Here is a 14,911-nt window from a genome sequence, read left to right on the forward strand (position 1 = left end):
TCAAATGAAGTATCAAAATGGTTTTCTATTGCGTTCTTCGAAGAGTGGCTCACCAGTACGATCTCTTTGACCCCGGCAGCAACACATTCATTAACAATATATTGAATCAGGGGCTTATCAACTACTGGCAGCATTTCTTTCGGAATCGCCTTGGTGGCTGGCAACATGCGGGTGCCAAGCCCGGCAACAGGAATGACTGCTTTCAAACACTTCATTGCTATGACCTCTGCAACTTTAAACAGTTAAATCTGGTTAGATTAATTCTGCGGATTAAGAAAAAATAAGCTTGAGTTGTTCATTATTCATTTATCTACGGAAAAGCTTACATCAGAATGTTCCTGATTACTTTATGAAACTATCAGTAAATATTTCATCCAGTGTCATGAACAGGAAGTTGAATGAATGTTAGACTATTAATAAAAATAAATTTTATACAATAATATGAGTGCTAAAGTTAACAATTATTTGTCAATAATTTCATTATATAAATCAATATAGCTTGAAACCATTTTGTCAGAGGTGAAATTGTCTAAATAACGACTTCTAGCATTGTGACCAAATTTTTCTGACAGCTCAACATTATCCCATAATTTATCCATAGCAATTCTCAATGCCGCAGGATCCGATGGAGGAACAACTATTCCAGTATGTTGATCAACATTTATAAATGTTGTTCCTGTCCCGATTTCGCTTGAGATTAGAGGCTTACCATACATCGCGCCTTCTAATAAAGTGATACCGAAAGCCTCAGAACGTAAATGAGATGGGAAAACTACTGCATAACAGAGAGTCAAAAGTGCGGCTTTATCTTCATCGGATACAGCGCCAAGAAAATGGATATTCTCAATTTTTAACTCTTCTACCTGTTTTTTCAGTTCCGACTCGATAGGCCCTGCCCCGACAATAACAATCGGGTAAGTAGAATTTTGAGCTGCCTTGATAAGAATATGCAGGCCTTTATAATAACGAAAGGCACCCACAAACAGGAAAAAACGCGAACCAAATTTATTTTTCCATAATTCCAAGCGTTCTAATGTTGCTATCGGATAAGATTTCTCATCAAGGCCATAAGGGATAACACTCACTTTATTAGCGAATTTTTTTAAAGTTACGCTAGTAGCGACATAATTTGGAGACGCAGCAACAATCCGAGAAACACTACCAAGAAATCGATTCATTAACGGTGCATATATTTTTAAAATATTTTTTTGTTTGACAATATCCGAATGATAACTAACAACTGTAGGTTTATTAATACCAGAAAGAAAGTGAACCATATCCATAAAAGGGAATGGAAAATGGTAATGAATTACATCAGCCTGATTAGCCAGTTTTTTAAAATCTTTAAGCGCTTGAAATGAAAATGGAGTTGACGCTGCTTCAAAGTTCACTGGTGAACAGTATACTGTATGTGATCCTATTTTTTTATTTACAATACTGCCACGTTTACTTAAAGAAAGCACTGTCGAATCAATATCACGACTCCCCCCCCCCTCACATAATTGAAAAATAACTTGCTCAACACCGCCGAAAGAATCTGGATAATATGTTTTATAAAAATGCAGTACTTTTATCATTATATTATAATACCTGCTTATAGGCTTTAATTGTTTCCTGAGCGCATCGTTTCCAGGAAAAGGTATTAGCCCTGACGAGACCAGCTGCTATTGCGATGGTCCGCCAATCTTCATCTTCCAGGCTTTTAATGATAGCAGTAGCCAATCCCTCAACATCCAAAGCATCACACATCAAACCAGACTCACCTAAAACCTCAGGTAATGAGGCAGAATTTGAGCAAACAACAGGAACACCTGATGCCATCGCCTCAAGAACCGGTAAGCCAAACCCCTCATACAATGAAGGAAATAAAAATGTCCTGGCACCAGAGAAAAGCAAAGGCAAATCATTCGAGCTTAAATAGCCAAGGTATAAAAGCCAACCTTGTTGAGCAGCTTTTTCAAAACGGCGATGCAAGGACTCGCTATTCCAACCAGAAAAACCACAGATGACTAATGGAAATCGAGCTCGAAGCTCTAAAGGCATTCTCTCATAAGCATCAAGCAAGGTTGAAATATTCTTTCTTGGTTCGATAGTACCGGTAAATAATGTGTACTGCCCCGCCACCAAGCCCAATCGCGTCATTAAACTTTGTAGAGATGTATACTCGCGCGGATAAAACTCATCACTACTAGCTAATGGAGCTGAAACTATTTGTTCAATAGGGTAATTAAAATAATCAGCAAGTTCAGTGCGGGTAAACTCAGAATCGGTAATTAAGACTTTCGCCCTTTTCAAGGTCAGTAATAACTCTTTTTGCATGTATCGCACACGATTTACTGGATGACACTGGGGCCATTTAAAAATCGAGAGATCATGGAAAGTTGCAACAGTATTATCAACTCGAGGGGGTAAAAAAAAATTGGGGCTATGATAGATACAGCTCTGGTAAGGTCTTAATGCCAGACTTTTTAGCCAAGGTACTGAAAGTCGATGCAACTCACTCGCAATTGCATTGTTTTTAAACGCGTTTTTCAACCCTGAAGCAGCATTCGACTCAGCCTTAACAGTAGGCAAATCACGAGATATTTTTCTACCCTGCAAAAATAAGAGTTCTGAAATATCATCATTGCTTTGCAACTGTCGTGCTAACTCATAGGTATAGCGGCCAATACCCGTCAGTGGGTATTTAATAGAGTCAGTAGAAAAAACCACTCTCATTATTTGTTTTCCAACATCCAGCGTAGTGTTTGTTCTAATGGCGGTGTATTCCAGCCATTAACAATATTTTGTAATTTGCTCGCGTCACCACATAACATTTTTACTTCATTAGCACGAACAAAGGCTGGATTAACATGAATAGATAGACTGTGTGAAGTTATTTCCTCACATAGGGTAATGACGTCACGTAATGAATAGGTTCTACCAGAACAGACGTTAACAATCTCGCCAATAGGTTTGGCTATAAGTAGTCCTAAATATGCTTTTACTAATGCTCTAACATCCGTAAAGTCGCGCCATACATCTAAATTCCCTAACTCTATTTCATCAGCTTTACGTTTGAAGTGAGAAACTATTTTAGGGAGTAAGAAATTATCTGATTGCCCAACACCGGTATAGTTAAAAGGACGAACAATGATAATGGGCAATTTTTCTGACCATAATTTAGCCATATACTCCATGGCTAACTTACTGACGGCATAATCATTTGCAGGGTTTACTACAGCGGTTTCACTCAACATCCCAGCTTGGGTATTACCATAAACATTAGCACTACTGGCAAGTAAAACTGCGTCTACAGTATCGGCAACCTGGCTCAACGCGGCCAATAAATTTCTGGTGCCAATAATGTTAACATCATAAAAAGCGGCAGGATCACCGTGACCGACAAATGCAATTGCAGCGAGGTGAATGACAAGATGTGGTCTCACCTGCTCAACGACAGAAATAAGCCTCTTAACATCAAGCAAATCTACTTGAAAATAATCTGGCTCATTTGATGGCTGTGAGCCTAAACCAAATACCCGGTAACCAGCAGCGGATAACTCCGCTGCCATGTAATGGCCCGTAAACCCCTGGATACCGGTGATCAGGGCACGCTTGCCATTCATTACCATCAGAATGAGAAACCTTGTTGATTACGGCGAAGATCTTCTTCAACCATCATCAGGCAAAGTTCTTCTAAGGTTGTTTTTGGTTCCCAACCCAGCACATCTTTAGCTTTTTGCGGGTTACCAATTAACAGTTCAACTTCTGCCGGGCGGTAGAACTTAGGATTAACTTTAACTAAAGTTTTTCCTGTGGCGACATCAATCCCAATTTCATTCTCATCCTTACCTTCAAAGCGCAAATTAAAACCAGCAGCCTTGAATGCCATGGAAACAAAATCACGTACCGTTTCAGTACGGTTAGTTGCCAAAACAAAAGTATCAGGGACATCTGCTTGCAGCATACGCCACATACCTTCTACGTATTCCTTGGCAAAACCCCAGTCACGTTTAGCATCCATATTCCCTAATTCGAGAATATCTAGTTTGCCTAATTTAATTTTTGCAACTGAGTCAGTAATTTTGCGAGTCACAAATTCACGGCCACGCAGTGGAGACTCATGATTAAACAGAATGCCGCTGCAACCAAAAATACCGTAACTTTCACGATAGTTGATTGTCATCCAGTGTGCATATAGTTTAGCGACACCATAAGGGCTACGCGGATAGAAAGGCGTGTCCTCAACTTGTGGTATAGCCTGGACTTTACCAAACATTTCAGAGGTAGAAGCTTGGTAAAAACGAATTTTAGTATTAACAATACGAATGGCTTCTAACAGATTCAGTGGCCCAATACCGGTAATTTCCGCCGTTGTTGCCGGTTGGTCAAAAGAAACACCGACAAAACTTTGCGCAGCCAGATTATACACTTCAGTTGCTTGCGTAGTTTGTAACAAACGAATGCTGGCAGAGAGATCGGTAAGATCATATTCAACCAAATGCAAATTAGGATTTTTATCAATACCTAACTCTTCAATACGCCAAAAATTAACAGAACTTGTACGACGGTAGGTCCCATAAACTTTATAGCCTTTCTCAAGTAACAATTCAGCCAGATATGCACCATCTTGGCCTGTAATGCCAGTAATTACTGCAGTTTTCATTCTAACCTCTGTTTTATTTATCAATAGCTTTTACATGTTCAAAAATAGTCTCGGCAGATGAATGCCACGAGTTAACTTTATAAAAGTGCTTTATATTTTTTTCTTTATCAGCAAGTAATTCTTTAGAATAAATATACTTCTTCAGCGCTTCGGCCCAACCAATTACATCCCAAGGAGATACATATTCGATAAAATCTCCGCCAGCTTCTGGTATAGAGGCAGCATTTGAAGCTAAGCAAAATTTCCCATATGCCAGACTTTCAGATATAGGCAGTCCCCAGCCTTCATACAACGAAGGATATACACTGAAAAGACAGTTCCTATACAAAAGTGAGAGCATACTATCCTCAATGTTATTGTAAATTTTAATTTTTTCTTTTACTCTTGGATCAAGGCTAATATCTTGAAGAAAATCATTAACTCCCCAACCAGGCATACCCACAAATACGAGTACAGGCAAGTTTTTACATTTTTCTTCTATTAAATTGACATATGCTTTGTACAACGTTTCATGGTTTTTCCTTCTTTCAATTGTTGACACAAAAAGAATATACTCACTATTTTTAAGATCTGCTGGCAATTCAGCTGCTTCATTTTCATTATTTTTCAAATCAGGTAGATCACATCCTAACTGTATTACATTTAATTCAGGAGTCGGTGTCCCCATTTCAATTAAAAGTTCACGGAGATCTTTTCTAGAACAGTCTGAGATACATAGTATCTTATCAGCACACCACGCCACATTTGAAAAATAATACCTAAAAGCCGCTGAAACATTCCCAACACAAAGATGAGGCAGTTTCACTGGAATTACATCATAGCAAAATAATATAACTTTTAAAGAGAACTCTTTTTTAAGAGAGTATAAGTAAATTAAATCTTTCTGATCCCAATCGAGACCTAGAGATAAATAAATATCATTATTTTTAAAGGGACAATTCCTTTCTAATTTATTTGTTCTAGTCTTTTCATGAAAAGTACTATTTTCATGTTTGGTGAAGAGTTCTTTTAGACCAGCCTTCAAATACCTTGCACTACCAAGAAAATATATAAAGGCACTTTTTCTTCTGACAAGAAATGAGTGTAAGAAAGATGAGATAGAACTAGGTAATTTAGAGCTATACTTCAAAAAAAAAGTTTTTAGCCTCTGTTCGGCCCCTGTTTTAGATGTATTATCAATTAATATTGTCTGTTTTGGATATTTAGAAAAATTAGTAAAATATGAATTTATAGTATCGCGGCTAACCTCATAATAGCCTATAACAGGATCATATACACAGAACTTAATATCATCACCAATTTGCCCAATAGCATACTTTGCACATTCTGCTTCAACTCTAATTATTCCAACAGCAGGACGCTTCCATTTACTAATAGTAGTAACGTCCATCCAGATAGATGACATTTATTTTCCCTCAATTACTTTTTTTACAGTTTGTGGAATAATCTGAAGGCAATGCTCCCAAAGCAAATCATTTAGGTCCTTCGGTTCATCTGCAGTAGTGCGCTGTGATGTATCGCTTAAGATAGCTCTGATAGATGAAGTAAAATCTTGGCTGCTGTAACAAATCCTTATGTTATCAAGATCTTTGTAACGCTCATAACCTCTTAACGCTGTTTCAGTAGCAATAACATATTTTTTCGAGTAAATGGCTTCCGCAGTTTTTATATTAGACCCACCGCCATGTGGAATTGGCAAAAGAAAGGCCGTTGCAAGTTCCTTTACTGCAGCTAAATCTTCGTCTGAGAGCATATAAAGTAACTGAAGCCTACTTTGATTCACACTATTGTAGTCAGTATCAACTAACTGGCTATAAAGACTTTCGCACACACTACCCACGACGACAAGTTTGGAGTCTGGAGGTATACAAGCTAAAGAATCGCCAATACAAGCTTTAAAGCCTGTAAAGTTAGGGGGATGTCCGCTGGCAACATACAGGAGCCAAGGAACTGTTGGTAATTGGCTTCGCCAATAATCTATTCGCTCCTTTGCTGCTGTCCATTTTGAAATTCCATTTCTGGCTAGAATTACATTCTGTGCACCATAATTAGATAATACTTCTGAATCACTTTCAGTTACAGCACATACTATATCAGCTTGTTGAGCTGCGTTTATCTCTAATTCTTTTATTTTTTGGATTATAGGTTCAGCTTCACTGATTGAATAGCTTTCTAAAATATCTTTTTTAAGTATCCATTCAATATTTTGTGAGCCATATACTAATATAGGTTTTCTAACAAGAAACTCACTAATTAATCGTTCAATCAAAGGCCATAACCAAGGCTGCTCAACATGTATAACATCAATATCGGTAGGTATAATTTGTATCAGTTTTTCAAAAAAAACCTTATCTTTCGATACATATTCCCCACACTGAAGGTCAGTAATGAGAGGAACTAATTTCCCATCAAATTTCCTATAAGGTGAGTTAAAATCAAATGGTAGATCATGAAAGTCTACATCACATTTAGGATAGTTTTCAGGCTCATATAAAGCAAAATTTATTACATCAAAACCCCAATTTTCATAATTTTTTTTAATATTAGCTAATCTTATTTGCCCCCCATGCCGTGGTTTTATTAACGGATATGTACTTAACAAAAGCACCTTATTTTTCATATTTACCTTTAAAATCATAACTAATTTTATGGAAGAACTTATTTCGTATAAAAGCTAAGCTAGTAGCTCATATAGGCTTTATTTTATTCTTTTGTTTTTTTATTTTTGGCTAAATTAATGAAGTATTTTATAGGCTTGACTATCACCGACGATATCCCTTTACCCATTTTTATTGAGTTAATTTCTTCACATAAACGAGAGTTATCTCTTTTATAATATTCTAATTCACTCTTAATTTCATAGATCTGATTACTTAGGTCTAAAATTTCCTTGTTAAGGTCATTAAGCTTACTAGTTAACTCAGTAAATTCTGTTCTAATTTCGTGAAAAAGCATCGTTCTCTCCATAAGTTTCTCTAAATAATAGTTAAGATGATAGTTGCGAATTTCCTTTTCACTAGGATTTGATAGTCGCCAATCATAATAATTTTTATTATATAAAAACTCTAATGGAATTAAATAATTTAGAACAATAAAATCAAGAAACTTACCAATAGACTCTTCATCCATACCTTCGTTTAATAAGTTGAATGGTGAATCACCTAAAATTGTTGTTTTTTTTCCATATAAAATAGATTCAAGACTAACACTGGAGTTTATAGTTACTATACTCCGACATTTCTCTATAAACTCTTGTGGGGTTAACATATCACTATTTGGAGTTATCTCAGAATAATTTACATATCCATAAGGATGTTTACGAATCAAAACATTATTCGATAAAGATCGACAATATGTTATCAACTCTAAATTTGAGAATCCTTTTGAAAATGCAATGATATTTGAGTCATCTTCTACTTGTAATGGAACACCAATATCATATATTTCACCAACTGCTGTGTCTTTTTCTCGCTTTTCTATTCTAAGTAGATTTAGTAAGTAATTTCTTTCGAATTGTTCAGTTTCATTAAAATCTTTTTCTTTGCTAAAAGAAGTGAACCTTTTACTTGCTTCGGTATTCCCATTTACACCACTGAAATCAAAATAGCAAGTTCCAACATAACTTGGAGATCGCAGAGGTCCCATTTCATTATGTATAACTTTTATTTTCATCTGTTCAGCAACATAAGTAACACTAGGTATATTGCACCACAAAACAATAGCAGAAATATCATATTTTGATGCTAAATCATTAAAAATGTCACTTAACAGAGGCTCCAGAGGTAAGTATCTTTCAGTTAATAACTTCCCCCAAACAATATTCTTTGATTTGTATTTTTTTTCTAATTCATCGAAAACTTTAGGATCAATTAATATTTTATCGATCGAAGCTAATAAATCTTCTGTTGGAATGTTAGCGTCATATGATGCTAACCAATTTTCAGGAATATCAGCAGAAGGGGGCTCAAAAATTTTTTTTTGGCCTATATGAATAGAATTTTTTATTGGAAATCTATCTAATGCTAAATATAAGCTCGTCAAAAACGTTTTATGAGTGTATTTCACATCATAAGGTAGCCAAAAAAATATATATTTACTATCTTTTCTGGAAGACATATATGTTTACCTGACCTTGAGCCTTTTCAATGGGCAACATTTCATTTTCATTCAATAATTGGTGTGTATTGACCCCATACTCATCAAATTGATAGACATTTTGTCCATACCATGTCAACAGTTCTAAACCATTACCAAACTTCGATAAAAAATCTAAATGTGTATAATGTCTAAAATGAAATTTATGCGGGTTTAATTCTAAACTGTGTTTTTCCTGATTAGGTACAGAAACTATAATCAATCCGTCCTTTTTGCATGATTTTTTTATTTCATCAAAAAGTTGCTGATCTTTATCTACGTGCTCAAGTGACTCAAAGCAAGTTATTACATCAAATACATTTATTGGCAGTGTGAACGGAAACAGTTTATTAGCAAAAATATTATTTTCTTTAGAGTAATTTTTATTAGCTTCTATGATAGCTTCAGAAGAACCATCGAGACCAATAAAATTGGCCTGTTCAAATTCAGAAGACAGCATAAAAATGCCATATCCATTCCCACAAAAAATATCTGCTGCATTTATGATGGTGTACTTTTTCTGGCGCATTATATCTATAGCTAACTCATATCTTGACGTATGATCACGCCGAATGCCATCAACTGTATTAGAGGTCTGCCGCTCACCACTATAAAGAGAATAATCTTTAATTTCATCTAAACTTGGATCAAAAGATGTAGCACGAAATTCAGTACTATTCTGAGAATAATCTACTTTAGTAGTATTTTTGTTATTTTTTAAAAACTTCAACATCTGCCGGAACATAAAGTATCCCTCCAAAATTATTTTTTAAAAGATTGCTAGGGGTATTCACCGTAAATACCTTCGCACAAAAAACTCTATCATAGAAGTTCGGTGAATACGGATCTTCTTTGATTCCTATATCAACTCTGTAATCTCCCATAAAAAATGGAATTTTAAATTTCCAAGTTATAACAGATACCATTCCTTTGTTCATAAGGGGAAGTTTCTTATTATAGTAATTTGAATTCATGCTAAGTAGCGGAAAACCAGCCTTATCTCCGATTAATAACCCTACAGCAGCTCCTTCTGGGGCAAAATCATTACATCGAATGGCAGCTCTGAATACTACCTCGTCCTCAGCATAGAAAGTATTACTTTCTATACCATCTGAATTTAAAATATCAAAGCTAATAAACTCTAAGCTCTTGGTTCCTGTGTCGACGAGCAATGAATTAGCCCGTAAATTAGGATCGACTTTAATATCGTCAGCTACAATGTCAGCATAGTTAATCTCAATATTTTTAGATTCATTATTTTCGGATTTTTTTTCCACAAGGTCATTTTGATAAAAATCGCAAACAGTCGCCGCATCGCCTATAGATTTAATTTTTCCATCAGCAATATAAATAGCTCTATTACAAAATTGTCTGACTTGTGCCAATGAATGACTTACGAAAAGAATAGTAACTTTATCTGCTAATAACGAATTCATTCGCTGCATGCACTTAGCTTGAAACGCTAAATCCCCGACACTCAACGCTTCGTCGACAATTAAAATATCAGGTTTTACAGCAGTAGCAACAGAGAATGCCACTCTTGCTTGCATCCCACTAGAATAGGTTCTTACTGGCTTATCGAAATAATCACCAACAGCGGCAAAACTTTCAATCTCCGGCATAATACTCGTGATTTCCTCTTGGCTAAAACCCAAAAGTTGCCCTGCCATATAAGCATTCTGTCTCCCCGTGAAATCAGGATGAAAACCCATCCCTAACTCAAGTAATGCTGCAACCCTTCCCTTGGTGTGTATCGAACCAGTCGTAGGTGTTGTCGTCCCAGTGATCATCTTTAGTAAAGTACTTTTTCCTGCACCATTAACGCCAATAATACCTACAGAATCTCCTGGATTTATAGTAAAAGTGATATCTCTTAATATCCATTTTTCAGTATGTCTTTTTTTAGCTGGAATAGAGATCCACTCAATAAATCTACTAAATTTATTTGGATATTGCTTATAAGCTTTTCCAACATTATTTACTATTATACTACTCATTATAATTCATCCACCATATCTGCCGAATGTTTTTTAAACAGTTTAAATCCTAAGTAACAAAAAATGATAGATAACACAATTACTAATTTTAATGGCGCTAATTGCGGCCATTGACCGTGAACAAAAATATTCTGATAGGAATTAATTAAGCCAGCCATTGGATTCCATCTAATTAACTGTTGAGCCCACTCGGGGAGTGTTCCAACCATATATACTATTGGAGTAAACCAGAACCAGAATTGAAGAAGAATACTAATAAATTGACCAACATCTCGGAAGAAAACATTAATCACACCGACAGTCATTCCTAGCCCAATGGAGAATACTATCTGTAATATGAGAAGTGGAATCATTGCTAGAATCACGATACCAGGAAAGTTCCCGCTTAAAATTAAAAACAAGATAAATATAGTAAATATTATAATAAAATTAATTAAAGAAGAAATACTAATAATTATTGGCAAACATATTCTAGGGAAATTTAGTTTTTTTAATAAATTCGCATTATCGGTAAATACATTTTGGCTTCTAGATATTATCTCTGCAAAAAGCCCCCAGGTTAAAATACCTGAGCACAAATAGATACTGTATGAAAATGAGCCGGTCGTTTGTGGTAGTCTAGCTTGCATTAATTGGGAAAAAATAACAGTATAGACAATTATCATGGATAGAGGTTGTAATACTAACCAAGAAATACCCAACATACTCATCTGATAACGCGATTGAAAATCACGTTTTACACTACCAAAAATAAACCCTCTATAGCGGTATATCGCCAATAACATCTCTTTCACTATTATTCCTCACCTAGTAATTCTAATAATTCTGTTGTCTTATTAAACATTAAAACAGTATCATCCAACGACTCGACATTTAAACGAACGACCGGCTCTGTATTAGAAGTTCTCAAATTAAAACGCCAGTCGCTGTATTCAATGCTAATGCCATCAGTAAAATCAACATTAACTGCATCAGGTTCATAAATAGCTCTAATTTTTTCAATACGACTCGTGGCATTTGTCAGATTACGATTAATTTCACCAGATGCCGGAAATGCTTTCATGCGGTCGCCAACTAATTGGCTTAAAGTCATATTTTTAACGCACAGTAATTCAGCCACCAATAACCACGGAATCATGCCACTGTCACAATAGGCGAACTCTCGGAAATAGTGGTGAGCACTCATTTCGCCACCATATATTGCATCTTCTTTGCGCATTCTTTCCTTTATAAAAGCATGCCCCGTTTTTGACATAACAGGAATGCCGCCTGCTTTTTCAACAATGTCGATTGTATTCCAGGTCAAACGCGGATCATGAATAATCTTTGCTCCTGGTTCTTTTTTCAAGAAGGCTTCTGCCAACAGACCAACAATATAGTAGCCTTCGATAAATTGTGCATTTTCATCGAACAGGAAGCAACGGTCAAAATCGCCATCAAATGCAATTCCCATATCAGCGCTGAACTCGGAAACAGCTTTTGCAGTGTCCGCCCGGCATTCAGGTAATAACGGGTTAGGAATACCATTGGGGAAATTGCCATCAGGTTGGTGATGGACTTTTATAAATTCGATGGGGAGGTTAGCAGCAGTAAAACGCTTTTCAATTTCGTCAATAACATGCCCGGCTGCGCCATTGCCAGAATTAATAACCAGTTTTAGTGGCCGAGTGAAGTTTTTAAAATCGATATAACCCATTAAATGATCAACATACTCATTGAGGATCGAAATCTTCTTATAACTTCCTCTTTTGCTTTGATCCGGTGCTGTGAAATTATTTTCTTCTGCGAGTCTTTGGATATCATGTAAACCAGTATCACCACTGATAGGTTTGGCATCTTCCCGCACTAACTTCATACCGTTGTAATTCATTGGATTATGGCTGGCAGTCACTTCAATTCCGCCGTCAACGCCTAAGTGAAAAGTGGCAAAGTAAATCTCTTCAGTACCACTTAAACCGATATCCCAAACATCACTACCAGCATCCATTAACCCTTCAGCCAGGGCCATTTTTAATGGTTCGCTAGTTAAACGTACATCGCCACCGACAACAATCTTTTTGGGTTTTAAATATTCACCAAAAGCACGACCAATACGATAAGCGATATCTTCATTTAGTTCTGAACCTAATTGACCACGGATATCATAAGCTTTAAAACAAGTTAAGGTATTCATTGTTTCCTCTAAATCAGCAGCGGCCATAGTGGTCTTTAACTCTAATGATATCGTCATCACCCAGGTAAGAGCCGGATTGAACTTCAATCAGTTCCAGTGGAATTTTGCCTGGATTTTCCAGCATATGAAGAGATCCAATAGGAATAAAAGTAGACTGATTTTCTGTGATTAAAAAGGTCTTGTCCCCAATTGTTACTTTTGCCGTTCCTGATAATACAATCCAATGCTCTGCTCGGTGATGGTGCATCTGCATAGAAAACGAACCACCTGGCTTAACGGTAATACGATTGACGTTAAAGCGTTGCTCATTAACTACAATATCGCAACGGCCCCAAGGTCGATAAGTCTCTCTATGGCGGCGATATTCACTGCGTTTTGTTTGCTTGAGATGCTCAACAATTTTTTTAACATCTTGCACTTTAGATTTATCTACCACCAATACAGCATCTTTGGTACTAACAATAACTAAGTTATCTACCCCTACTGCGGCAACTAATTTCTCATCCGTATTAATATAACAATTCTGTGTATCGTGCAGGAATGTGTCACCCGTAACGGCATTACCCAGTTTATCTTTATTGCTTACATCCCAGAGCGCAGACCACGACCCCACATCACTCCAACCCGCATCAAGCGGTACAACTACGGCGCTGCTGGTTTGCTCCATCACCGCATAGTCTATCGACTCATCCGGGCAGGTACTGAATTTATCTTTATCTATCGTAATAAAATCTTTGTCAGAATCTGAATCTTTCAGTGCCGCTTTACAGGCTTCAAGAATATCGGGTCGGAACTTATCCAATTCTTGAATATATCGTTTGGCGCGGAACATAAACATACCGCTATTCCAATAGTATTCGCCTGAATTAATATATTGCTCTGCAGTCTCCAAATTAGGCTTTTCGACAAAGCGTTTAACTTTAAAGGCTTCAGAAATATCATTAACTGTCGATTCACCGCGCTGTATATAACCATAGCCCGTTTCGGGGCCAGTTGGCACAATTCCGAAGGTTACCAGGCTATCTTTTTTGGCGAATGGAATAGCGGCGGTGATTGCTTGATGAAAAGCATCGCAATCATTAATGATGTGATCGGCAGCCAACACCAACATTATTGGGTCGTCACCTTGAGAAATGGCATTGAGTGCAGCTAATGCGATGGCGGGGGCAGTATTACGTCCAACGGGCTCTAATATTATATTATGGGACAGTTTATTAATTTGTCGTAACTGTTCGGCTACCAGGAAACGATGTTCTTCATTACAAATGACGACTGGTTCTCTAACAGAAATTCCCTCTAGACGATTTACCGTCTCCTGCAGCATCGAATTTACCCCATGCAAACGTAAAAATTGCTTAGGATAAAGCTCTCTTGACATCGGCCACAGACGACTACCTGTTCCGCCAGCCATAATCACCGGAAGTAACATTACATATCCTTATCACTATAAAGTTGCGTACTAAAAGCACTACAGCTCAAACGAGAATGAAAATTATTCGCTTTGGAATAATAATCTGTGTAATTACTTAATTTAACAACGCTACCGCCCTTGGCTTTACAGCTACCAATAGCTATTTGGTCATATTTGCAGCATATTATGAATGTCACTTAATTATAGATGTATGATTCTTCTGAGCAAATTATGCTCACATAATCATTTCTACTGATTATCTATTATATAACATTAATTTTAACTAGGAAATGTCTGTTAGTTTCTTCAGCTTCTAGGCTGGACAAAAGAACATAAAAAATAATACTTTCAATCTGTTACGATTATTTTCTTTCTTTTTTATTTTTTTGTTTTTTTACCATTGATATGATCCATTTCTTATATTTAAATTTGAAAAACTGATGCTATAGGCCCATTATTCGCTTTAGTGGCATAAGCCGTAGAAATAAAAGGTGAAGTTAGATATATGGAATGGATCGCAGATCCTACTATTTGGGCGGGGCTGGCAA

Annotated in this window: 13 protein-coding genes; all 13 read right to left on the bottom strand. The window is 36.5% G+C overall.

Translation table 11 applies throughout. From position 1 onward, the window contains the following. A partial coding sequence (locus ACNSO8_RS09745; RefSeq protein WP_418394475.1) for a sugar phosphate nucleotidyltransferase occupies positions 1–215 on the bottom strand: 215 nt, incomplete at its 3' end. A 246-nt stretch (positions 216–461) separates the two neighbouring features. Next, complete coding sequence (locus ACNSO8_RS09750; RefSeq protein ID WP_418394476.1) at positions 462–1,577, bottom strand: glycosyltransferase family 4 protein; 1,116 nt, start codon at positions 1,575–1,577, stop codon at positions 462–464. 4 nt (positions 1,578–1,581) lie between these two features. After that, complete coding sequence (locus ACNSO8_RS09755) at positions 1,582–2,718, bottom strand: glycosyltransferase family 4 protein (protein WP_418394477.1); 1,137 nt, start codon at positions 2,716–2,718, stop codon at positions 1,582–1,584. Further along, positions 2,718–3,608 carry a GDP-mannose 4,6-dehydratase gene (locus ACNSO8_RS09760; RefSeq protein ID WP_418394485.1) on the bottom strand — a complete coding sequence of 297 codons (891 nt, stop codon included), beginning with the start codon at positions 3,606–3,608 and terminating at the stop codon, positions 2,718–2,720. Before ACNSO8_RS09760 ends, ACNSO8_RS09755 begins: the two co-directional genes overlap by 1 nt. Before the next feature lie 5 nt (positions 3,609–3,613). Then, entirely contained in the window at positions 3,614–4,648 is a 1,035-nt protein-coding gene (gmd, locus tag ACNSO8_RS09765; protein ID WP_418394478.1) for a GDP-mannose 4,6-dehydratase, read from the bottom strand. Positions 4,649–4,661: 13 nt separating this feature from the next. Continuing rightward, complete coding sequence (locus ACNSO8_RS09770; RefSeq protein ID WP_418394479.1) at positions 4,662–6,053, bottom strand: glycosyltransferase family 4 protein; 1,392 nt, start codon at positions 6,051–6,053, stop codon at positions 4,662–4,664. Further along, positions 6,054–7,268: a hypothetical protein gene (locus tag ACNSO8_RS09775; protein WP_418394480.1), complete on the bottom strand. Its 1,215-nt coding sequence runs from the start codon at positions 7,266–7,268 to the stop codon at positions 6,054–6,056. Between the two features lie 83 nt (positions 7,269–7,351). Then, positions 7,352–8,764 carry a GT99 family glycosyltransferase N-terminal domain-containing protein gene (locus tag ACNSO8_RS09780; RefSeq protein ID WP_418394481.1) on the bottom strand — a complete coding sequence of 471 codons (1,413 nt, stop codon included), beginning with the start codon at positions 8,762–8,764 and terminating at the stop codon, positions 7,352–7,354. Then, positions 8,745–9,527, bottom strand: coding sequence for a class I SAM-dependent methyltransferase (locus ACNSO8_RS09785; protein ID WP_418394482.1), 783 nt, complete (start codon positions 9,525–9,527; stop codon positions 8,745–8,747). Before ACNSO8_RS09785 ends, ACNSO8_RS09780 begins: the two co-directional genes overlap by 20 nt. Then, positions 9,493–10,779: an ABC transporter ATP-binding protein gene (locus tag ACNSO8_RS09790; RefSeq protein ID WP_418394483.1), complete on the bottom strand. Its 1,287-nt coding sequence runs from the start codon at positions 10,777–10,779 to the stop codon at positions 9,493–9,495. The genes ACNSO8_RS09785 and ACNSO8_RS09790 overlap by 35 nt, the downstream gene beginning before the upstream one ends. Continuing rightward, the gene (locus ACNSO8_RS09795) at positions 10,779–11,564 is read right to left on the bottom strand and encodes an ABC transporter permease (protein WP_418394486.1); all 786 of its coding nucleotides are present in this window, start codon (positions 11,562–11,564) and stop codon (positions 10,779–10,781) included. Before ACNSO8_RS09795 ends, ACNSO8_RS09790 begins: the two co-directional genes overlap by 1 nt. A gap of 11 nt (positions 11,565–11,575) precedes the next feature. Continuing rightward, a complete protein-coding gene (gene cpsG / locus ACNSO8_RS09800; protein ID WP_418394487.1) occupies positions 11,576–12,952 on the bottom strand; it encodes a phosphomannomutase CpsG in 1,377 nt (458 codons plus the stop codon). Between the two features lie 13 nt (positions 12,953–12,965). Then, positions 12,966–14,381: a mannose-1-phosphate guanylyltransferase/mannose-6-phosphate isomerase gene (locus ACNSO8_RS09805; RefSeq protein WP_418394484.1), complete on the bottom strand. Its 1,416-nt coding sequence runs from the start codon at positions 14,379–14,381 to the stop codon at positions 12,966–12,968. Positions 14,382–14,911: the final 530 nt, after the last annotated feature.

The sequence above is a fragment of the Yersinia sp. LJYL362 genome (assembly GCF_048323875.1).